This window comes from Pseudomonas sp. NPDC086566 (assembly GCF_050280885.1).
In the GTDB taxonomy this organism is placed as follows: Bacteria; Pseudomonadota; Gammaproteobacteria; order Pseudomonadales; family Pseudomonadaceae; genus Aquipseudomonas; species Aquipseudomonas vlassakiae.
Window position 1 is genome coordinate 1 of sequence record NZ_JBNNWD010000014.1, and the last position, 20,172, is coordinate 20,172.

Here is a 20,172-nt window from a genome sequence, read left to right on the forward strand (position 1 = left end):
GCCTCCTGAAGTCGCACTCTGCGTCGCCTGAACTATCGCGCGCTTAGAAGCCAAAGCAAAAGCAGAGCAAGAGCAAGAGCAAGAGCAAGAGCAAGCATTGCATCTGTATGACATTTGACGTCTCCCTCGCCCCGTGCTCTCCTTACGCCTTGCGTCAGGTGCCCCCAAACGGGGGTGAAACGGGAAATCGGTGCGTCGCAGGCCCTCCAGGGCCGGGCAAATCCGGTGCTGCCCCCGCAACGGTAAGCGAGCGAAGCGTCCAGACCACTGTGCCACGCAGTCCGGCATGGGAAGGTGATGCTTTTCAAGGAGCCCCGCTCCTCCTCGCAAGCCCGGAGACCGGCCTGTCGTCCATGAACACCCCGCGGTGGGCGGGCGCTGTCGCATTTTCCTCGGGCGCCTTGCCCCCGGAATTGCCGCGCCTGTCCGTTGCCCTTACAAAAAAGCAGAGGATCGCGTCATGCCCATCACCAGCGCCAAACATAGCATCGCCACCCCCGTCACCCTCAGCCAGCGTGTGGTCATTGCCATCGGTGCCAGCCTGCTCGGCTTGTGCCTGGTCTACTTCGCCGGGTTCTCGCACATCGAAGCCGTGCACAACGCCGCGCACGACACACGCCATAGCGCCGCCTTCCCCTGCCACTGAGGCTGCCATGATCAAGCGCATTGCCCGCACAGCCGGGTTCAGCGGCCTGCTCGCCGCTCTGTTGCTGACCCTGCTGCAAAGCTTCTGGGTCGCACCGCTGATCCTCGAGGCGGAAACCTATGAATCGGCCAGCCCGGCAGCCGCACACCACAGCCACGACGAAAAAGCTGGCGCTGGCCACACCCATGGCGAAGAAGCCTGGTCGCCAGAAGATGGCTGGCAGCGCACCCTCTCGACCACAGGCGGCAATCTGGTGGTTGCCGTCGGCTTCGCCCTGATCCTCGCCGCCCTCTACAGCCTGCGTGAGCCAGGCCGCACCAGCACCGGCGCGCTGTGGGGGCTGGCCGGTTTTGCCGTGTTCTGCCTCGCGCCTACCCTGGGTTTGCCACCCGAACTGCCAGGCACTGCCGCCGCCGATCTCGGTCAGCGCCAGAGCTGGTGGGTCGGCACCGCCGCCGCGACGGCACTGGGCCTGGCCCTGCTGGTGTTCGCACGCCATGGCCTGCTCAAGGCCCTGGGTGCAGCCTTGCTGGTGGTACCGCACGTGATCGGCGCGCCGCAGCCGGAGGTCCACGAAAGCCTGGCACCACAGGCCTTGGAGACCCGGTTCATGATCGCTTCATGGCTGACCAACGCGGCCTTCTGGGTGGCCTTGGGCCTGCTCAGCGCCTGGCTGTATCGCCGCACCAGCCACACCTGATGAGCGCCCCGCCAATGCCGGTGCTGTACGCCGGCTTCGGTTGCCGCCGGGGCTGTCCGGTCGACGTGCTCGAAGCGCTGCTGCAAGCAGTGTTGGAGCATCATGGCCTGAAGATCACAGCACTTCGTGGCTTGGCCAGCATCGCTGGCAAGGCCGACGAGCCAGGCTTGCAGCAACTTGCCGCACGTCACGCCTTGCCATTGGTGGTTTTCGCTGCCGGCCAGCTGCAGAGGTTCGAACCACAGCTCAGCCACCGCTCCGCCGTGGCCTTCGCGCACAGCGGCTGTTGGGGTGTCGCCGAGAGCACCGCCTTGGCCCTGGCGAGCCTCAATCACCCCAGCGTCACGCTCAAGGTGGCCCGCCAGGTCCACGGCCCCGCTACCCTGGCGCTGGCCTGCGCCGGATAATTGCTTCTTTTTTCAAGGATTCGCCATGACGGTCTACTTCATCGGCGCCGGCCCCGGCGACCCGGAACTGATCACGGTCAAGGGCCAACGCCTGATCCGCCAGTGCCCTGTGATCATCTATGCCGGCTCGCTGGTACCCGCTGCGGTACTCGAAGGCCACCAGGCCGAGAAGGTCATCAACAGTGCCGAACTGCACCTCGAACAAATCATCGACGCCATTCGCGCCGCACACGCCAACGGCCAGGACGTGGCCCGGGTGCACAGTGGCGACCCCAGTCTGTATGGCGCCATCGGCGAGCAGATTCGTCATCTGCGCGAACTGGGCATCGGTTACCAGATCATCCCCGGGGTCACGGCCACCGCCGCCAGCGCGGCGCTGCTCGGCTGCGAACTGACCCTGCCACAGGTGGCGCAGACCGTCATACTCACCCGATACGGCGACAGTTCACCGATGCCCGCAGGCGAACAGCTCGGCGACCTGGCCCGGCACGGCAGCACATTGGCCATTCACCTGGGGGTCAAGCATCTGCCGCGCATCGTCGAAGAATTGCTTCCGCACTACGGCCCCGACTGCCCGGCCGCCGTCGTTCATCGTGCCACCTGGCCAGACCAGGACGCCGTGCGCGGCACCCTGGCCGATATCGTCGAACAGGTCGCCAGCAAAGGTTTCAGACGCACCGCTCTGATCCTCGTCGGCCATGTACTCGGCGACGCACCCTTCAGCGAGTCAGCGTTGTACCGCGCCGGCCACGCGCACCTGTACCGCCCCGGCGACTAGCATTGCCAAGCCGGCGAAGGGCGGAGCAGACTGCGCTTTCCACCACCGGAGGACTGTCCATGCTGGAGCTGCGCCCTAATTGTGAATGCTGCGATGCCGATCTGCCGGGTGATAGCCCTGACGCCATGATCTGCTCGTTCGAATGTACCTTCTGCCGCCGCTGCGCTGACCTGCGTTTGCAGGGCCGTTGCCCGAATTGCGGCGGCCAGTTGCTGGCCCGCCCGACGCGGGTGGGCCAGGCCTTGAACAACAACCCCGCCTCGACCCAGCGTGTGCTCAAGCCTCACCCGACCTGCGCCTGACCCTCGGCCGTTACAGGCCTCGCCGCTTGCGACAAGGCTTGTAACGGCATTTTTGTAGGAACTTTCTACAATACCGGCTCACTTGTTCAACACATCTATACTCGCCATTACCACGGATCCGGAATGGTCGTATCGTGCTGCACAGCAGAAAAAGCTTGCAGACGTATCCCCTGATTACTTCAGGCAGCCGACCACATTCCGACAGGAGTTAATGACATGACAACCGTGCTGATCGTTGATGATCACGCCATCGTTCGTTTTTCCCTGCGCATCCTGCTTGAGCGCGAGCGCTTTCGTATCGTCGGCGAACTGGACAACGGCAGCGAAGTGGCACAGAAGGTGCGCGAATTACGCCCGGATGTAGTGGTGCTGGACATAGGGCTTCCCGGGCTGGATGGCATGGAAGTCATCAAGCGCCTGCAACAACAGGAACCGGCACCGAAAATCATGGTGCTGACCGGGCAAGCCACCGATCTTTATGTGCGCCGCTGCCTGGATGCCGGTATTGGTGCCTTCGTCACCAAGGGCGAAGACCTGGAGGCCGTGGTCTTTGCCCTCAAAGCGCTGATCAAGGGCTACTCGACCTTCCCCCAGATGGCGGTGAACAGCAATACCCTGGAGAGCGAGCCCGCCCGCCTGGGCAGCCTGTCCAACCGAGAGATGGAAGTACTGCGGCGCCTGAGCCGTGGTGAGAACAACAAGAACATCGGCGCTTGCATGAACCTCAGTGCCAAGACCATCAGCACCTACCGTGGCCGGATCATGGAGAAGCTCAAGACCGAGTCCTTGGTGGAGATGGTCGATCTCGCCAAACGCAACCACGTCAACTGAGCGCACGGCGCGCATGAAACCTGTCCTGGCTGGCCTGATCCTGTTCGTCGCCCTGCTGGCCTGCCCGCTCCTGTCGCTCGCCGACGGTGAACCGCGGCAGTTGCTGGCACGCGCCACCAGCGCCGCACAACCGCTGCAATTGAACGATGCCGACCGCCAGTGGCTGCAGCGGCGCGGTGCATTGCTACTGGGTACTTCACGGCCGGATTATCCGCCCTTCGAAATCAACGTCAGCCTGGACGCTTACGAAGGGCTCAGTGCCGACTATGCCGGGCTGATTGCCGAACAACTGGGGGTACCGGTGGAAGTCAGGCGTTATGCCAGCCGCCACGAGGCGATCGCCGCTCTGCGTGCTGGCACGATCGACCTGCTGGGCAGTTCCAACAGCTTTGAGGCCGCCGATGCCATGCTCAGCCTCAGCCTGCCCTATGCCGAAGACCTGCCCGTCATTGCGACACGCAAGGATGCCCCGCTGAGGCAAGACAAGGGGCTGGCCGGCTTGCGCCTGGCGATGGTCGATCACTACTTGCCGGGCGAGGCCGTCCGGGCGCGCTATCCAGAAGTGCAACTGAGCCTGTATCGCTCCACACTGGCGGGCCTGGCAGCGGTCGACCTGGGTGAAGTCGACGCTTATCTGGGCGATGCCATCAGCACCGACTACCAGATTGGCAAAAGCTACCAGGGCACAGTGAAGATCGACCACTTTTCCCAGATGGCATCCGGCACCTTTGCCTTCGCCTTCGCCAATGACAACCTGCGGCTGCGCCGCCTGGTCGATAGCGCCCTGGCCAGGATCTCCGAAAGCGAGCGCCTGAACATCCTGCGCCGGTGGAGCAGCGGCAATGCCAGTTTGTTGCTGGAGCGTCACCTGTCAGCGCTGACCGAGGAAGAAGAAAACTGGATCGCCCAGCATCCGACCGTGACCGTCCTGGTCGACACGGCCTTGGCCCCGCTGACGTTCAATGACGCCCAGCAGCATGTCAGCGGAATCACTGTCGATCTGCTCAAGCAAATCACCCTGCGCACCGGCTTGCAGTTCAAGTTCATCGAACAGGACACCGTGCAGCAGATGGTTGAAAAAGTCACCCACGGCAAGGCACAGATGATCGGCGCACTGGGTTATGGCACAGAGCGCGCGGCGCAGCTGCGCTACACCCGCCCCTATCTGGTCAGCCCCAGGGTGTGGGTGACGCGCAACCAGGAGCCCTCGCCATTGCAAGCCAGAAACCTCGACGGGCAGCGCATCGCGCTCCTGCATGGCTCGCACCTGCGGGCTGAGGTCCTTCGGCGCTTTCCACAGGCGAAACTGGTGAAGGTCAACAACCCCCTTGGCCTGATGGAAGCCGTGGTCAATGGTGAAGCAGACGCTGCCTATAGCAGCTATATCAATGCCTCCTACTACATCAACCAAGTGTTCAAGGGGCAGTTGCGTATCGCCAGTGTCATGGACGACGAGCCGGCCGTCGCCGCATTTGCCGTGGCCCCTGACCAGCCGCAGCTGCAAGCTATCCTCGACAAGGCACTGATAAGCATTCCCCCCGATGAGCTGGACCAGCTGTTGAACCGCTGGCACACCAGCACCTTGGTCAGCGACAGCCCTTGGCGCGACTATCGCACGCTGGCCCTGCAGGTGCTGGTGCTCTCTGCCCTGCTGCTGGCGGGGGTAGTGTTCTGGAACAGCTATTTGCGCAAGCTGATCCAGCAGCGCACCGAAGCGCAACGGGCGCTGCAGACGCAACTGGCATTCAGCCGGGGGCTGCTGGAGCAACTGCGCCAGGCCAAGGACGAAGCCGAACAGGCCAGCAAGACCAAAAGCGCGTTCCTGGCAACCATGAGCCACGAGATCCGCACGCCCATGAACGCGGTCATCGGCCTGCTGGAGCTGGCACTGGAAGACAACCGTACCAGTCGCTGCGACACCCAGACCCTGCAGACCGCTCACGACTCCGCCATCGGCTTGCTCGGGCTGATCGGCGACATTCTGGACATCTCGCGCATCGAATCCGGGCAGATGACGTTGCAGCCGGTGGCAACCGACCTGCTGGAGCTGGTCCGCAGTACCTTGCGCGTGTTCGAAGGCAATGCGCGGATCAAGGGCCTTCACCTGCGAGGCGAGCTGCCTGAAGGGCAACTCTGGGTCCTGGCTGACCCACTGCGGATCAAGCAGATCCTCTCCAACCTGTTGAGCAACGCGATCAAGTTCACCGATCGTGGCGAGGTCTTGGCCCAGGTCAAGTTCAACGCCCCGGCGGCAGGCGATAGCGCAATGGTCGAACTGGCGGTGAGTGATACCGGCATCGGCATAGCCGCAGAGGACCAGGCTCGGCTCTTCAATACCTTCACTCAGGTCTCAGGCCCAAGGGCCAGCCAAGGGGCAGGCCTGGGTCTGGTGATCAGCCGGACCATGGCCGAACTGATGGGGGGCAGGCTCGACCTGCAAAGCGTTGAAAGCGTCGGCACCCGCGTGCGGGTGCAGTTGCCGCTGCCGCTAAGCGAACAACCCCTACCCGTGGAGCACAACGCAGCCGACGACGAAACCGACGTCAGGCGATTGAAGGTGCTGGTGGTCGATGACTATCCGGCCAACCTGCTGTTACTGGAAAAACAGCTCAACAACCTCGGCCACCAGGTGACCCTGGCCGAGCATGGCGAAGCGGCGCTGGCCTTGTGGCAAGCGCACACTTTCGACCTGGTCATCACGGACTGCAGCATGCCGGTCATGGACGGCCATGAACTGGCCCGCAGGATTCGCCAGCTGGAGCAACAACGCGGGCAGCCCGCCTGCAGCATTCTCGGGGTGACCGCCAATGCCCAGGCCGAAGAGCGTCAACGCTGCCGGGAAAGTGGCATGGACGATTGCCTGTTCAAGCCGATCGGGCTGCGAACCCTGAAGGCTTACCTGCCGCACGTACGGGTCACCGCACCGCACCCGACGCCCAGGGTCAGCGGGTTCAACCTGGACGAACTGCGCCACCTTACCCAGGATGACCCACAGTTGACCCGGCGCCTGCTTGAGCAACTGACGCAAAGTGCCCGCGAAGACCTCAACGCCTTGCAAGCCCTTGATGAATCCAGCGACCGCGAGGCATTGCGCGCCCTTGCTCACCGCATCAAAGGGGGGGCCAAGATGCTGCGCGTACGCGAGGTGGTGAAGGATTGCGAAGCCATCGAACAGGCACATGCCCAAGGGCTACCTACCGGCACACTGCATCTGCAGCTGGAGGCAAGCCTGCAGGCCTTGCTGCGTGAACTGGGTGATACGCTCAGTGCAATTGCAGCGTCGAGTTGATCTGGCTGATGGCATCGACCACATGCCGGGAGCCTTGCTGGATCTCCATGATCACCGTCCCCGCCTCGTTGGCCAGGGCAACGCCACGCCCGGTGCGTGACAGGCTCGACTGCATGCTGGCCACGGCGGTCAGCGACAGGTCATGGTTCTGCCGCACCACATCGACAATCTCCAGTGTCGCCTTGCTGGTGCGTGCCGCCAGGCTGCGCACCTCGTCGGCCACCACGGCAAAGCCGCGGCCATGTTCACCGGCCCGGGCCGCCTCGATGGCCGCGTTCAGCGCCAGCAGGTTGGTCTGGTCAGCAATGCCGCGGATGGTCAGCACGATCTGCCCGATCACATCCGACTGCTTGCTGACCGCATCGATGCTGCGCGCAGCATCATTGAGCTCCTGGGAGATCTGCTCGATGACCGCTACGGTCTGCTGGACGACTTCGGTGCCTTTACGCGCGCAGGCATCGGTCTGCACCGAACTGGCATGGGCTGCATCGGCAGCACTCTGCTGGGTACTGACCTGCGCCGTGATGTCGCTGGCGAACTTGACGACTTTGTACAAGCGGCCTTTGTTGTCGAAGATAGGGTTATACGAAGCCTCCAGGTAAACCGTCTGGCCTTGCTTGTTGATGCGTTCGAAGCGGTGCGAGTGATACTCACCACGATTGAGCGAGGCCCAGAACTCGCGGTATGCGCCCGATTCACGTTCATGGGGCAGGCAGAACAGTCCATGATGACGCCCCACGACTTCCTCCAGGCGGTAGCCCATGGTCGCCAGGAAGTTCGGGTTGGCCTTGATCACCCGGCCTTGCGGCGTGAATTCGACCACTGCCATGGAGCGTCCGATTGCCTTTAGCAGGCTTTCGCTTTCGTGTTCGTCCTTCACCCGCTGACTGATATCGGCCGCTACCTTGATCACACTGGTCACCTGCTGGTGCTCGTCGAGCACCGGCATGTAGCTGGCCTCCAGCCATACCTCGCGCCCCGCCTTGTCGACACGCTCGAAGGTACCGCTGATGGCCTTGCCCTGCCCCAGTTCACGCCACAACTGCTGGTATTCGGTGCTTTTGGCGTAGGTCGGGTCGCAGAACAGGCGGTGATGCTTACCACGCAATTCGTCGGCACTGTAGCCCATGGCCTGGCAGAACTGGGCATTGGCATCAACAATGGTTCCGTCGGGGGCGAACTCGATCATCGCCATGCAGCGGCTTATCGCCGCGAGCTTGGCCTGGGCTTCGGCCAGGGCCTTGCGGGTGCGCTGAATCTCGATCAGATCAGATTTGCGGTGGAAGTCGAACATGGCGCCAGGATCCTTGATGCCCAGTGTTTTCTGAGCATAGATCGGCTTTGATAGCGTGCAAGCCACTTGATATCACGTTGTGATTAGCCAGTTAGCGACGTTTCCTCAGGCATTTCATGAGCTCTCGCGCACCATCAGTTCAAAGCCCAAGTCCTGCTGTTCGGTCGCTACCCGTTTGCCATCGAGCAGCGCCAAGAGAGCCTGGGCAGCGCCCCGACCAACGGCAGCCCTTGGGGTGCGAATGGAGGTCAGGCGCGGCACCATGTGCGCCGACGCCGGCAAATCGTTGAAACCGACCATGGCCACCTGCCGCGGCACTTCGATCCCTTGCCGCAATGCCTGCAATACCGCGCCCTGGGCAAGGTCGTCGTTGCAGAAGAAGATCCCATCCACATCCGGCGCCTGTGCCAACAACTGGCTGAACAGTTCGCTGCCCAGTGCAATGGATGACGGTTGCGGCGCCAGAATCTCCAGCTCGGTGGCCTGCATGCCGGCTTCGGCCAGGGCCTGGCGAAAGCCTTCGGCGCGTTGCATCACCCGTGGGTCGAGCTGCGCGGCAATGAACGCCAGGCGCCGTCGGCCGCGCTCGATCAGGTGCGTTGCCGCAGCCCGCCCGGCCTGCTGCTGGGAAAAGCCCACCGACAACGCGCCAGCCGCTCCACCCAGCTCCATCATATGCACGCAGGGTACGCCGCTGGCTGCCAACATCTGCCGCGCGGCATCGCTGCGATCGAAGCCGGTCAGCAGCATGCCGCACGGCTGATAGGCCAGGTAGTTGCGGATCAGGTTTTCTTCTTCGTCGAGATCGTAGTGATAGTTACCAATCAGCACCTCTAGCCCACGGGGGCGCATCACCTCGTGGATGGCTTCCAGGGTGTCGATGAACAACTGGTTGGACAACGAGGGAATCAGCACCACCACCGACTGGCTGCGCGCCGATGCCAGCGCCCGCGCCGCCGGGTTGGCGACATAGCCCAGGGAGGCGGCGGCCGCCATGACCTTTTCCACCAGCTCAGGGGCAACCGTGCTGACCCCGCGCAGTGCACGCGAAGCAGTGATCGGGGAAACCCCGGAAAGCCTGGCAACTTCAGCCAGTGTGGGACGTCCTGTGGTGCGAGAGCCTGTGCGAGACATGGATGTTGTAATTTTACTACTTGCAGGAATAGGGAACGGCCACTAAGGTAGCGCTGTCTCAGGACGCAGGCAATGTAATCTTTGGTAGTGGCCACTGCAGCATGCTGCCAAGCGTCCATACTGCGTAAGGACAAGATCAATAACACCGGGGAGCTGGCGCTTCGTTTGCAACGGGACAGCGCTATCTCACCCCGCAGGAGGTACTGATGAATTCTCCCCTGTCCGCCATCGTGGTGATGGGTGTGGCCGGCTGCGGCAAAAGCTGCGTCGGCGATGCAATTGCCAAGCGAAGCGGCGGTCGCCTGATCGAAGGCGACGCGTTCCACCCTGCCGAAAACATCCGCAAGATGAGCGCCGGCATCCCGCTGGACGATGACGACCGTGCCGGTTGGCTGGTGCGCCTGGGCCAGGAACTGCAAGCGACGGTGCAAGCTGGCGAACGGCCGATTCTCACCTGCTCCGCCCTCAAGCGTCGTTACCGTGACACCTTGCGCGCGGCAATGCCCGAGCTGGTGTTCGTGTTCCTCGAACTCACGCCCGCCGAGGCGGAAAAACGCGTGCTCGCCCGCCCAGGCCACTTCATGCCGGCCAGCCTGATCGACAGTCAGTTCGCCGCCCTCGAGTCACCCCGTGGCGAGCCCCTGACCCTGCCGCTGGATGCCACTCAGCCGATTGCGGTACTCGCCGAAACGGTCGACGCCTGGCTAAAGCCCTGCGGTGAGCGGAATCTGGCGCGTACTGCCTGACCCGGCGGTTATCCAGCCCACCAAAGATAGCGCTGTCTCTGAAATTCACTCGCTACGCCCAAAACAACGATAAGACCGAGGCATCAAAACCATGTTCGGACTGGCTACAGATACCTACCTGCTGCTCGACGCGCTGGTCACCATCGTCGGGCTGATCCTGCTGATCACCCATTTCAAGGTCCACCCCTTCGTCGCCCTGACCCTGGCGGCCGGTTTCCTCGGCCTGACTTCCGGCATGCCGGTGGCCAAGGTCATGAAGTCGTTCCAGGACGGTTTCGGTGGCGTGCTCGGCTTCGTCGGCATCGTCCTCGCCCTGGGGACGATGCTCGGCAAGCTGATGGCCGACTCCGGTGGCGCCGACCAGATCGCCCAGACCCTGATCCGCGCCTTCGGCAAGAAGAACGTGCACTGGGCCATGATGTTCGCCGCCTTCCTGGTGGGCATCCCGCTGTTCTTCGAGATCGGCTTCGTGCTGCTGATTCCCCTGGTATTCATCGTCGCCCGGCGCTCGGGGGTGTCGCTGATCAAGATCGGCATTCCGCTGTTGGCCGGCCTTTCGGTGGTCCATGGCCTGGTCCCGCCACACCCGGGCCCGCTGCTGGCGATCGGCATCTTCCATGCCGACATCGGCAAGACCATCTTCTATGGCCTGCTGGTGGCGCTGCCCACGGCGATCATCGCCGGCCCGCTGTTCGGCAACTTCATTGCCCGCTACATTCCGGGCAGCCCGTCACAGGAGCTGATGGACCAGATCGCCAAGGAGTCGGACCAGAACAACCTGCCAAGCTTCAGTGTCACCCTGATCACCGTGCTGCTGCCGGTAGTACTGATGCTGCTCAAGACCTTGGCTGACGTGGTACTGCCGGCCGAGCACATCGTCCGCCAGTGGATGGACCTGATCGGCCACCCGATCACCGCGCTGCTCGCCGCCCTGTTACTGGCGTTCTACACCTTCGGCTCGGCCCGTGGCTTCAACCGTCAGCAGATCATGAAAATGCTCGACCAGAGCCTGGCACCGACCGCGGCCATCGTGCTGATCGTCGGCGCCGGTGGCGGCTTCAAGCAGATGCTGGTGGATACCGGCGTGGGCAACGTCATCGGGCAGATGGCCGTGCAGGCGCAGATCTCGCCGATCCTGCTGGCATGGCTGGTGGCAGCGGTAATCCGCATCGCCACAGGTTCTGCGACCGTGGCCACCATCACCGGCGCCGGCATCGTCGCCCCGGTGATCGACCTGGTGCCGGGGGTCAACCGGGAATTGCTGGTGCTCGCTACCGGCGCTGGCTCGCTGATCCTGTCCCACGTCAACGATGCCGGGTTCTGGCTGGTGAAGCAGTACTTCAACATGACCGTGGCAGAAACCTTCAAGACCTGGAGCATGATGGAGACGATCCTGTCCATCGTCGGCATCATCTTCATCATGGCGCTGTCGACGGTGGTGTGACCGCTGATCGGGGGAATGGCACCTGAGCAGCCCGGGTAGGGCCTAACGCAAGTATGCGCCCTACCCTACGCAAAGGAGCTTGCCATGCCCCGTTCAACCCTGCTGCTGGTTGCCCTGCTCACTTCACCGCTGGCCCTGGCGGTCGGTACAGGGCCAACCTACCCTGATGATCCGCACAACCCGGCGCCGCAGCCGGGTGTCGACAGCACCCTCAACCCGATCGAAAAGCCCATGCCCCGGGATACCGACCCGCGCATCCAGGGCAATGACCCGGAAAGCCCGCCGGCCAGGCAGAATGACAACCGCGACCTGCCGGGGATGGATGGCAGTGGCTCCGAGGGGACTGGGCGACAAGGTGGAAACAATTCAGGCGGTAGTCAGCAATAAAGTCCCGCAGAGTCATCTTTCGTTTGGGGCTGCTTTGCAGCCCCAGCCCCAGCCTCACCACTGACGCTTGTCAGGCCGGGTAAGCCCAAGCTTCTCGATGCGGTAACGCAGCATGTCCCGCGACAGGCCCAGCATCCGCGCCGACTTGGTGACGTTCCAGTCAGTCCGATCCAGGGTCTTGCACACCAGGTCGCGTTCCATGTCCGGCAGGCTGGTGCCAGGCTCCGGTTCATGGCGCGGCAATTCGTACACGGTCGCCGTGGGTTGGGCCACCAGCGGCTCATCGATCAAGGTCAGGCACAGGTTCAGCTGATGCGCCTGTATCACTTCATTGGGCGCCAGCAACACGGTCTGCTCCAGCATGTTGCGCAACTCACGCACGTTGCCCGGCCAGCTGTAGCTCAACATCAAGGCTTCGGCCTCGGCACTGAAGCGTAAGTTCGGCTTGCCATAGCGGCGCCCGTGATGCGCCAGGAAATGCCGGGCCAGCAGCAACACATCCTGGCCGCGGGCATACAGCCTCGGCACTTTCAGGGCGATGATGCGCAGGCGGAAGAACAGGTCACGGCGGAACTTGCCTTGCTGCACCATCTGTTCCAGGTTGCAGTTGGTGGCACTGATCACCCGCAGGTCAACCTTGCGCTCCTTGACCGCGCCGATGCGGCGGATGCTGCGATCCTCCAGCAGCTTGAGCAGTTTGGCCTGCAGCACCAGGTCCATCTCGCCGATCTCGTCGAGGAACAGCGTACCGCCATCGGCCGCTTCCACCAGGCCCACACGACGCTCCTTGGCGTCTGTGAACGCGCCCTTCTCATGGCCGAACAGCTCGGCCTCGAGCAGATTGGCCGGGATCGACGCGCAGTTGAACTCGATGAACGGCCCCTTGCTGCGCGAACCGTCGAAATGCAACGCGCGGGCGACCAGCTCCTTGCCGGTCCCGGTCTCGCCTTCGATCAACACGGGCGGCAGGTCGTCACTGGCCATGCGCCGCTCGGCGTCCAGCACCTGATGCAAAGTGTGCTTGAGGGTGAGCATCGCCGGCGATTCGCCGATCAGCGCCTGGAACCCGGACTTCTGCGCCTCGCGTTCCTGGTAGAACGACAAGGTGCGCTCCATGCGCTCGGCGGCCAGGGCCTTTTCCAGGGTCAACTTGAGCTCGGCCAGCACCACCGGTTTGGTCAGGTAGTGGAATGCGCCCTCTTTCATGGCCTGCACGGCGTCTTCGACGTTGCCGTACCCGGTCATCATGATCACCTTGAGTTCCGGCGCCTGCTCCACCAGGGTGCGTAGCAGGTCGTGCCCGCTCATGCCCGGCAAAGAATTGTCGGTCAATACCGCATCGGGCTGGGCCCGCTTGATCTGTTCCAGCGCCAGCTCGGCACTGTTGCAGAGCGTCACCTCAAAGCCCTTGAGGCTCAGGTAGGTGCGAATGTTGTCGCCGAGGATTTCGTCATCCTCAACCACCAGGATGCTGTGCTCCATGGTCTTCTCCCGCTGCGATATTGAAAGTGAGGCTAACGCGGGTTCCTTCCTCTTCACGGCTGCTCAGGCTGACCGAGCCGCCAAACCGTTCCATGATCCGCTTGACCAGGGCCAGGCCGACACCGAGACCGCCCTGCTTGGTCGTGAAGAATGGCTTGAACACCATTCGTTCCTGCTGCTGGCTCATGCCCTTGCCGGTGTCGCTGAGCAGCAATTGCGCACGCTGCCCCTCCTGCACGCTGACCTGCGCATGCAGGACGCCGCCCTTGGGCATGGCTTCCAGGGCATTGGAAAACAGGCTGTTGAGAATCTGCGTCAATTGCAGTGGCTGGCTGACCACCCATTGCACGGGCGGCCCTTCGAAGCTGAAACGCACACCGTTGCGCTCGATCTGCTGGGCGAAGGCCTGGTGGGTATCTTCGATGGCTGCCACCAGGTCCACCGCCTCGGCGGTATCGCTGGCCGGTCGCAGCGACACCAGCAACTCGCGCACCCAGCGCGACATGCGGTCGACCTGGCAGATGATGTCAGTGATGTTCTTTTGCGCCAGCGGGCTGGCTATGCCCTCCGCCAGCTCGGCGCTGGAGCGGATATTGGCCAGCGGATTGCGCAAGCTATGGGCCACTGCGCTGGACATCTCGCCGAGCGCTACGTAGGTTTCGCTGGCCACCAGCCGGTCCTGCTGCTGATGCAGCATGAATGCAGCGCGGCGCACGATCCAGAACAGGCCGAAATAGATCAGTGCCCCACCCACCAATGTCGAGGCCCAGATCAGCACGTAACCGCGCTGGATGCGCCGTACCAGGTCCTGCGGCTCCTTGTAGATCTCGACCATCGCCAGGACCTGATCGCCCTGGCTATCGAACAAGGGGATGTAGTTTTCGATGAACAGGTACTTGGGTTCACGGAGGAATTTCTGCTCTTCACGGCCGCCCTGAACCCTGTGGTAGCTGGCAGATACCGCCTTGCGCGAGCTGAATGCGCGGTTCAGGCCACCATCGTCTTCGATACGCTTGCCGATCAGCTCGGGGTTGGTGGACCAGATGATGGTGCGGTCTCGGGCATAGGCATTGGCCAGCAAGGTATCTGGCAAGTGCTCGACGTGGTCGAGGAACTCCGCCCGGGTCGCCGCGACAAGTCCTGGGTTGATCTGCAGGTGCTGCTGGTCCAGTTGCGGGTTGAGCAGTTCGCCCATGGTGGCACCCGGAGGGAGCTGCGAATGACGCACTTCGGCCACCGCCAGGGACTGGATGAACTGGGCGGTAAGCATGGCATCCCGCTCGACGCTGTCGCGCACCACGAAGCGGGTCGACACGTAGCCCAGCCCGCCAGCGACCGAAGCGATGATCAACAGGCTGATCAGCGAAAACCAGCGCAGCAGGTTGAACTCGCGAAGCGGTACGGCCAGGCCAGTGCTGCCGGGCAGTCCAGCGGGCTTCACGGGAACATCTTCATCCAGCATCTGCATCGCGTCGTTCCCGTACAGGGAGTCCGTTCAGAAGGTGGTCACCGCATTGCTACCGATAGTAGCAAATTGATGCCATCCCGCCCGGGCAGCTATGGCTGCCAATGTCGCGCGTTACCTGTTGCGAGAACCTGCAAGAACTTCGCCACGCCCCCTAACCAATCGTCACATCTTTATAAATCAACAAGTTAAGCCGCATTAGCGATTTAGTTTCGAGGTTTATCCCCCACATTTGGGTAACGTATACCCACAAACCTTTAAGCGCTTACAAATCAATAGGTTACACGCTTTTCTTGATATCAGTTATCACAAGCGCGCCAAACGGAAGCTGAGCGAGACCCGCGTGCCATGGCCTTGGCTGCTGCTCAGGCGGACCGAGCCGCCAAAGCGCTCCATGATGCGCTTGACCAGTACCAGCCCCACACCCAGCCCCCCTTGCTTGGTGCTGAAAAACGGCCGGAACGCCAAACGCTGCTGCTGCTCGCTCATGCCTTTGCCGGTATCGGCAAGGCGCAAGGTCAGGCTGCGCCGGTCACGTTTGACCACCTCGATGCGCAACAGCCCACCGCTCTCCATCGCCTCGAGGGCATTGGCGATCAGGCTGTTGAAGATCTGCGCGAGCAACGCCGGGTGGCCAAGCACCTGCACCGACGGTAGCGGTCGCAGGTCCAGGGTCACCCCGCTGCGGTCCAGCTGCACGGCGAAGCTCTGCAGGCTTTCCTGCAGGACCTGGGGCAAATCGACCGGCACCGCTTCGTCATTCAGCGGCCGCAAGGATTGCAGCAACTGACGAATCCACTGCGACATGCGATCGACCTGGCTGATGATGTCGTTGATGTTGCGTTGCGCCGGCCCTTCATCGAAGGCCTGGGCCAGCTCGGCGCTGGAACGGATGCTGGCCAGTGGGTTGCGCAGGCTGTGGGCCACCGCCGAGGACACCTCGCCGAGCGCCACGAAGGTCTCGCTGTTGATCAAGCGTTTCTGCTGCACCGCCATCACCCGCGCGGCGCGGCGCATGATGCCGTACAGGCCGATATAGACCAGTGCAGCGCCGACGGTGATGGCCAGCCAGATGAGAATCAGCCCGTGCTCGATGCGCACGATCAGGTCCCGGGGTTCCTTGTAGATTTCCACCATCGCCGTGACGGTATCGCCGTCGGCATCGAACAGCGGGATGTAGTTTTCGATCAACAGCTGTTCCGGCGGGGTCACGAACTTCTGTTCGGCACGGGCCTGCTCGAAATTGTGGTAACTGGCCGAGACCCGCATCTTGTATTCGAAGGCACGGTCCAGGTCGCCATCGCCTTCGATCAGCTTGCCCACCAGCGCCGGGTTGGTCGACCAGATCACCGTCCGGTCCGGGGCATAGATATTGGCCAGCAGCGTGTCTGGCAGGTGGGCGATATGATCCAGGAACTCACCACGAGCCTTGCGCCGCGCTTCGGGGTCGACATCGGGCATCGCCGCGCGGTCGGTGCGGGGGTCAAGCAGTTCGCCCATGGTGCGCACATTGGGGATCGCCACATGGCGCACCTCGGCGTCGGCGATCGAGGTGATGAACTGCGCGGTGAGCAAGGCGTCGCGCTCGATGCTTTCGTCGATGATGAAGCGACTGGAAATCAGCCCCAGGCCAGCGGCCACAGACAGGATGACCGCCAAACTGACCCAGGCGTACCAGCGCAACAGGTTGAATGACCGGTGCGGGGCAGCGGCTTCGGTGCCCGCAGGCGCCTCGAGTACTTCGGAACGGGGGGCGATGACCATGACGGACTCCACTGCCGGGCACCTTTGAAAGGTTATAGCCCAGAGTTGGGTAACCATGGCATTGGTTGAGGACGAGTTGCGCCACTTTCGCGACGCAAGGCCGATTCAGAGTGGCGAATCATCAGCCAGCCCCTGCAGCTTGCGGTATTCGCGCAAGACGGTTGGCACGTAACGGCGGGTCTCGGCGTACGGCGGGACCGCGCCACGCCGCCGCACGGCATCGGGGCCAGCGTTGTAGGCGGCCACGGCCAGGGTAATGTCATTGTCGAACAGGGTCAGCATGCGCTTGAGGTAGCGCGCCCCGCCCTGCACGTTGTCTTCGGGGTCCAGCAGGTCTTCCACGCCCATCTCCCTGGCCGTATCCGGCATCAGTTGCATCAACCCCACCGCCCCGGCCGCCGAGCGGGCTTTCGGGTTGTAGCCTGACTCGGCCTTGATCAGGGCATGCAGCAGCGCCAGCGGCACATCGTAATCACGGGCCGCCGCCGCCACCAGTTCGGCATAGGGCCGCCCGGTGATCATCTGCGCGTCGACCGGGCCCGCCTGGGCAAGCGATTCACTGATCACCCGTTCGTAATGGCGTCCTGGCCGGTGAACGTTGCTCAGCACATAGCCACCGTTGGCATCGATGGAAATGTACATGTCGGCCTGGGCGCTTGCCGCCACCAGCCAGGTCACTACCAGGATCACCACGCGCATGTCGGTTACCTCCCTGCCGTGCTCCCCCGATGTGGGGGAAATGCCCCGGAAAACCCGGGCTTTTCTGCTACGACGCAAGCACCGTGCCGCCTGCCATGGCGCATGGCGCAAGGCCCCGAGGCAGACGTGCACGGCTGTTGCATGGGGCTGGGCAACCTGTGTCCCCATGCAGCGGAGGGCTTCACCATGCAGCGCAAATCCATCCCCCAACGTGGCTTCACCCTGCTTGAGCTCCTGGTGGTGCTGGTGGTGCTCGGTTTGTTGGCCGGTATCGTCGCGCCCAAGTACTTCAGCCAGCTCGGTCGCTCGGAAGCCAAGGTGGCGAAGGCGCAGATCGAAGGCCTGGGCAAGGCCCTGGACCTGTATCGCCTGGAGGTGGGCCACTACCCCAGCAGTGAGCAAGGCCTGCAGGCGCTGGTCACCGCACCCAGTGGCGAGGCGCACTGGTCGGGGCCCTACCTGCAGAAGGCCGTGCCGCAGGACCCTTGGGGCCGCGCTTACATCTACCGCCAACCCGGGGAAAACGGCGGCGAATACGACCTGCTGTCGATGGGCAAGGACGGCCAGCCCGGCGGCGATGGTGAAAACGCCGAAATCACCAGCTGGCAATGAGGAGAACCGCCATGCGCTATAGCCTCAAGGCCCTCGGCAGGCAGGGCATTGTGCAATTGCAGATCGACGCCGAGGATGCCGAGCACGCACGTCGCCAGGCCGAGAATCAGGGTCTGCGCGTGGTCAGCGTGCGCGGCCAGGGCAAAGCCCTGGGCGGCCTGGCCTGGCGCCGTGCGGCGGCGTTCGACCTGGTGCTCTTCAGTCAGGAACTGACCACCCTGCTGAACGCTGGCCTGCCGCTGATCGATGCGCTGGAAAGCCTGGCGGAAAAATCCCCCGTCGGCGCTACGCGCAAGGTCCTGACCGAGCTGGTACGCCAGCTCTATGAAGGCCACTCGCTGTCGCAGTCGTTGGCCAGGCAACCGCGGGTATTCCCAACCTTGTATGTGGCGCTGGTGCAATCCAGCGAGCGTACCGGCGCGCTGGGCGACGCCCTGGCCCGTTACATCGGCTATCGCCAGCGCCTGGACCTGGTTCGGCAGAAGCTGGTAGGGGCTTCGGTCTACCCGTTGCTGCTCTTACTGGTGGGCGGAGGTGTGGTGCTGTTCCTGCTCGGCTATGTGGTGCCGCGCTTCAGCCTGGTGTTCGAGGGCATGGGCAGCGAACTGCCCTGGTTGTCCCGGGTGCTGATGGATGTCGGCCTGTTCCTGCATGCCCAACAGATGCCGCTGGCAATGGCGGTTGCCGGCGGTATCGGGACCTTGGTGATACTGCGCCGCAATCCCTTGGTGCGCCGCTGTGCGGCCCGACAACTGCGGCGCTTGCCAGCCCTGCATCAACGCCTGCTGATGTATGAACTGGCGCGCTTCTACCGCTCGCTGGGCATTCTGCTGCAGGGCGGCATCCCGATCCTTACCGCCATGGGCATGGCCCACGGGCTGCTCGGCAGCGCTTCGGCGCAAGGCCTGGAGCAGGCCAGCCGACGCGTCGGTGAAGGGCTGCCGCTGTCGGACGCGCTCGAGGCCGGACAGTTGGTCACCCCGGTGTCACTGCGTTTACTGCGGGCCGGGGAACAATCGGGGAACCTGGGGGAAATGCTCGAACGCTGCGCGGATTTCCATGATCAGGAGATCGGCCGCTGGGTGGAGTGGTTCGTGAAACTGTTCGAGCCGCTGCTGATGACCTTCATCGGCCTGTTGATCGGCGGGATCGTGATCCTGATGTACATGCCGATCTTCGACCTGGCTTCGAGTATTCACTAGCTTGTAGCGGCCTCAGTAGTCGAACCGGTCCACCGCACGCCGCCGCTCGTTGTCATCACGCCGGTCATACGCGGCCGTGGTCTGGATGTTGGCATGGTGCGCAAGCTTCTGCGCGATCGACAGGTCATGCTCCTCGATCACCCGGGTGATGAACGCGCGGCGAAAATCATGGGGCATGATTTTCACCCCGACCTGGGCACCTCGCTGGCGGGCGATGTAGTAGATCGCATGCTTGGTGATGCGTGCACGGGTGATGTGGTTGCCACGGCGGATGCGGTTGAACAGGAACGGGTCATCCGAGGCCCCTTCGGGCAGCGCCTGCCGACGCAGGTCCAGCCATGCCTGCAGCTTTTCGAAAGCCCAGGCCGGGGCATACTTGATCAGCTGCCGGTTACCTTTGCCGGTCACCTGCAGGCTGCGCGCCTCGAAGTCGACCTGACTGAGATCGATATCCACCGATTCCGACTTGCGCATGCCGGTGCCATAGAGCAAGGCGATGATCGCCGCATCGCGCACGCCCTGGGGCCGGGGGTCAGCCTCGCACAGGTCCATCAGTTCGCGGATCAGGCTGCGACGCAGGTTGCGCCCGGGCGGCAGGCGGCTGCCGGACGCCGGCTTGACCTCACGGATACGCAACAGCTGTTCATGGTCGATCAGGCCCTGGCGCCACGCCTCGTTCATCACCCCGCGTACCGCGTTGACATACAGCGAGGAACTGTTCGGCGCATACCCATCGGCGCGCAATGCCGCCACCAGCGCAATCACATGGCCAGGCTCAAGCCGGTGCCACGGCACGTCTGCCAGGTTGCAGTCAACGAAACCAAGCCGGTCGGCAGCATCCTGCAGGATGTAACGCATGGTCTGCTGGCTGGACGGTGCCAGCCGGGCCAGGTATTGCAGCAGTGGATTTTGCGAAAGGTCGGACAAAACGTGAATCCTGAAGCGAATCGAAGCAACGGCGCGCAATGGTACCGTAAACCAGGCGACTTG

Annotated in this window: 19 protein-coding genes, 1 pseudogene and 1 riboswitch; of the genes and pseudogenes, 12 read left to right on the forward strand and 8 right to left on the reverse strand. The window is 63.1% G+C overall.

The features are described 5' to 3' along the window. The first annotated feature begins 139 nt into the window (after positions 1–139). Positions 140–362: riboswitch (cobalamin riboswitch) on the forward strand. A gap of 98 nt (positions 363–460) precedes the next feature. The 7 genes from ACQKPS_RS25065 (at position 461) to ACQKPS_RS25095 (ending at position 6,953) form a co-directional block, all read left to right on the forward strand. Continuing rightward, the gene (locus ACQKPS_RS25065) at positions 461–646 is read left to right on the forward strand and encodes a CbtB domain-containing protein (RefSeq protein ID WP_254480021.1); all 186 of its coding nucleotides are present in this window, start codon (positions 461–463) and stop codon (positions 644–646) included. A gap of 7 nt (positions 647–653) precedes the next feature. After that, entirely contained in the window at positions 654–1,346 is a 693-nt protein-coding gene (locus ACQKPS_RS25070; protein WP_427605883.1) for a CbtA family protein, read from the forward strand. 14 nt (positions 1,347–1,360) lie between these two features. Further along, on the forward strand, positions 1,361–1,753 hold the full coding sequence (locus ACQKPS_RS25075) for a cobalamin biosynthesis protein (RefSeq protein ID WP_427605974.1): 393 nt from the start codon (positions 1,361–1,363) through the stop codon (positions 1,751–1,753). A gap of 25 nt (positions 1,754–1,778) precedes the next feature. Continuing rightward, positions 1,779–2,531, forward strand: a complete 753-nt coding sequence (gene cobM / locus ACQKPS_RS25080) for a precorrin-4 C(11)-methyltransferase (RefSeq protein ID WP_427605885.1) — start codon at positions 1,779–1,781, stop codon at positions 2,529–2,531. Between the two features lie 59 nt (positions 2,532–2,590). Next, positions 2,591–2,833, forward strand: a complete 243-nt coding sequence (locus tag ACQKPS_RS25085) for a DUF1272 domain-containing protein (protein WP_427605887.1) — start codon at positions 2,591–2,593, stop codon at positions 2,831–2,833. Between the two features lie 216 nt (positions 2,834–3,049). Next, positions 3,050–3,664, forward strand: coding sequence for a response regulator transcription factor (locus ACQKPS_RS25090; protein ID WP_254480025.1), 615 nt, complete (start codon positions 3,050–3,052; stop codon positions 3,662–3,664). A 13-nt stretch (positions 3,665–3,677) separates the two neighbouring features. Then, positions 3,678–6,953: a transporter substrate-binding domain-containing protein gene (locus ACQKPS_RS25095; RefSeq protein ID WP_427605889.1), complete on the forward strand. Its 3,276-nt coding sequence runs from the start codon at positions 3,678–3,680 to the stop codon at positions 6,951–6,953. Here the strand turns inward: ACQKPS_RS25095 and ACQKPS_RS25100 are convergent. From ACQKPS_RS25100 to ACQKPS_RS25110, 3 genes and pseudogenes are all read right to left on the reverse strand, one after another. After that, the gene (locus ACQKPS_RS25100; protein WP_371263259.1) at positions 6,928–7,422 is read right to left on the reverse strand and encodes a methyl-accepting chemotaxis protein; all 495 of its coding nucleotides are present in this window, start codon (positions 7,420–7,422) and stop codon (positions 6,928–6,930) included. The two genes, ACQKPS_RS25095 and ACQKPS_RS25100, sit on opposite strands and share 26 nt — an antisense overlap. 42 nt (positions 7,423–7,464) lie before the next feature. Next, positions 7,465–8,247: pseudogene (locus ACQKPS_RS25105) on the reverse strand (PAS domain-containing protein); the annotation flags it as partial. A 114-nt stretch (positions 8,248–8,361) separates the two neighbouring features. Continuing rightward, positions 8,362–9,381, reverse strand: a complete 1,020-nt coding sequence (locus ACQKPS_RS25110) for a LacI family DNA-binding transcriptional regulator (protein WP_254480028.1) — start codon at positions 9,379–9,381, stop codon at positions 8,362–8,364. Between the two features lie 206 nt (positions 9,382–9,587). Here ACQKPS_RS25110 and ACQKPS_RS25115 point away from each other — a divergent pair, with 206 nt between their 5' ends. The 3 genes from ACQKPS_RS25115 to ACQKPS_RS25125 all read left to right on the forward strand — a co-directional run bounded on the left by ACQKPS_RS25115 (position 9,588) and on the right by ACQKPS_RS25125 (position 11,958). Next, positions 9,588–10,127 carry a gluconokinase gene (locus ACQKPS_RS25115; protein WP_110638060.1) on the forward strand — a complete coding sequence of 180 codons (540 nt, stop codon included), beginning with the start codon at positions 9,588–9,590 and terminating at the stop codon, positions 10,125–10,127. Between the two features lie 91 nt (positions 10,128–10,218). Further along, the gene (locus ACQKPS_RS25120; protein ID WP_054886576.1) at positions 10,219–11,571 is read left to right on the forward strand and encodes a GntP family permease; all 1,353 of its coding nucleotides are present in this window, start codon (positions 10,219–10,221) and stop codon (positions 11,569–11,571) included. Positions 11,572–11,655: 84 nt separating this feature from the next. Beyond that, positions 11,656–11,958, forward strand: coding sequence for a hypothetical protein (locus ACQKPS_RS25125; protein WP_254480030.1), 303 nt, complete (start codon positions 11,656–11,658; stop codon positions 11,956–11,958). Between the two features lie 54 nt (positions 11,959–12,012). Here the strand turns inward: ACQKPS_RS25125 and ACQKPS_RS25130 are convergent, their stop codons facing one another. The 4 genes from ACQKPS_RS25130 to ACQKPS_RS25145 all read right to left on the reverse strand — a co-directional run bounded on the left by ACQKPS_RS25130 (position 12,013) and on the right by ACQKPS_RS25145 (position 17,368). Beyond that, positions 12,013–13,440, reverse strand: coding sequence for a sigma-54-dependent transcriptional regulator (locus tag ACQKPS_RS25130; RefSeq protein WP_427605892.1), 1,428 nt, complete (start codon positions 13,438–13,440; stop codon positions 12,013–12,015). Continuing rightward, positions 13,415–14,908: a sensor histidine kinase gene (locus tag ACQKPS_RS25135; RefSeq protein WP_427605894.1), complete on the reverse strand. Its 1,494-nt coding sequence runs from the start codon at positions 14,906–14,908 to the stop codon at positions 13,415–13,417. The genes ACQKPS_RS25130 and ACQKPS_RS25135 overlap by 26 nt, the downstream gene beginning before the upstream one ends. 303 nt (positions 14,909–15,211) lie before the next feature. Next, on the reverse strand, positions 15,212–16,669 hold the full coding sequence (locus ACQKPS_RS25140) for a sensor histidine kinase (protein WP_427605896.1): 1,458 nt from the start codon (positions 16,667–16,669) through the stop codon (positions 15,212–15,214). Positions 16,670–16,774: 105 nt separating this feature from the next. Next, complete coding sequence (locus ACQKPS_RS25145) at positions 16,775–17,368, reverse strand: lytic transglycosylase domain-containing protein (protein ID WP_186602536.1); 594 nt, start codon at positions 17,366–17,368, stop codon at positions 16,775–16,777. Positions 17,369–17,554: 186 nt separating this feature from the next. Here ACQKPS_RS25145 and gspG point away from each other — a divergent pair, with 186 nt between their 5' ends. Then, on the forward strand, positions 17,555–17,980 hold the full coding sequence (gene gspG / locus ACQKPS_RS25150) for a type II secretion system major pseudopilin GspG (protein ID WP_427605899.1): 426 nt from the start codon (positions 17,555–17,557) through the stop codon (positions 17,978–17,980). A gap of 11 nt (positions 17,981–17,991) precedes the next feature. Then, positions 17,992–19,182, forward strand: coding sequence for a type II secretion system F family protein (locus ACQKPS_RS25155; protein WP_254480034.1), 1,191 nt, complete (start codon positions 17,992–17,994; stop codon positions 19,180–19,182). A 12-nt stretch (positions 19,183–19,194) separates the two neighbouring features. Here the strand turns inward: ACQKPS_RS25155 and ACQKPS_RS25160 are convergent, their stop codons facing one another. Continuing rightward, on the reverse strand, positions 19,195–20,109 hold the full coding sequence (locus ACQKPS_RS25160; RefSeq protein WP_254480035.1) for a site-specific integrase: 915 nt from the start codon (positions 20,107–20,109) through the stop codon (positions 19,195–19,197). Positions 20,110–20,172: the final 63 nt, after the last annotated feature.

Bases quoted from the DNA above. Each gene is read 5' to 3' on its own strand.
- ACQKPS_RS25065 (WP_254480021.1), top strand. From the start codon at position 461: ATGCCCATCACCAGCGCCAAACATAGCATCGCCACCCCCGTCACCCTC.
- ACQKPS_RS25070 (WP_427605883.1), top strand. From the start codon at position 654: ATGATCAAGCGCATTGCCCGCACAGCCGGGTTCAGCGGCCTGCTCGCC.
- ACQKPS_RS25075 (WP_427605974.1), top strand. From the start codon at position 1,361: ATGCCGGTGCTGTACGCCGGCTTCGGTTGCCGCCGGGGCTGTCCGGTC.
- cobM (WP_427605885.1), top strand. From the start codon at position 1,779: ATGACGGTCTACTTCATCGGCGCCGGCCCCGGCGACCCGGAACTGATC.
- ACQKPS_RS25085 (WP_427605887.1), top strand. From the start codon at position 2,591: ATGCTGGAGCTGCGCCCTAATTGTGAATGCTGCGATGCCGATCTGCCG.
- ACQKPS_RS25090 (WP_254480025.1), top strand. From the start codon at position 3,050: ATGACAACCGTGCTGATCGTTGATGATCACGCCATCGTTCGTTTTTCC.
- ACQKPS_RS25095 (WP_427605889.1), top strand. From the start codon at position 3,678: ATGAAACCTGTCCTGGCTGGCCTGATCCTGTTCGTCGCCCTGCTGGCC.
- ACQKPS_RS25110 (WP_254480028.1), bottom strand. From the start codon at position 9,381: ATGTCTCGCACAGGCTCTCGCACCACAGGACGTCCCACACTGGCTGAA.
- ACQKPS_RS25115 (WP_110638060.1), top strand. From the start codon at position 9,588: ATGAATTCTCCCCTGTCCGCCATCGTGGTGATGGGTGTGGCCGGCTGC.
- ACQKPS_RS25120 (WP_054886576.1), top strand. From the start codon at position 10,219: ATGTTCGGACTGGCTACAGATACCTACCTGCTGCTCGACGCGCTGGTC.
- ACQKPS_RS25125 (WP_254480030.1), top strand. From the start codon at position 11,656: ATGCCCCGTTCAACCCTGCTGCTGGTTGCCCTGCTCACTTCACCGCTG.
- ACQKPS_RS25130 (WP_427605892.1), bottom strand. From the start codon at position 13,440: ATGGAGCACAGCATCCTGGTGGTTGAGGATGACGAAATCCTCGGCGAC.
- ACQKPS_RS25135 (WP_427605894.1), bottom strand. From the start codon at position 14,908: ATGCAGATGCTGGATGAAGATGTTCCCGTGAAGCCCGCTGGACTGCCC.
- ACQKPS_RS25140 (WP_427605896.1), bottom strand. From the start codon at position 16,669: ATGGTCATCGCCCCCCGTTCCGAAGTACTCGAGGCGCCTGCGGGCACC.
- ACQKPS_RS25145 (WP_186602536.1), bottom strand. From the start codon at position 17,368: ATGCGCGTGGTGATCCTGGTAGTGACCTGGCTGGTGGCGGCAAGCGCC.
- gspG (WP_427605899.1), top strand. From the start codon at position 17,555: ATGCAGCGCAAATCCATCCCCCAACGTGGCTTCACCCTGCTTGAGCTC.
- ACQKPS_RS25155 (WP_254480034.1), top strand. From the start codon at position 17,992: ATGCGCTATAGCCTCAAGGCCCTCGGCAGGCAGGGCATTGTGCAATTG.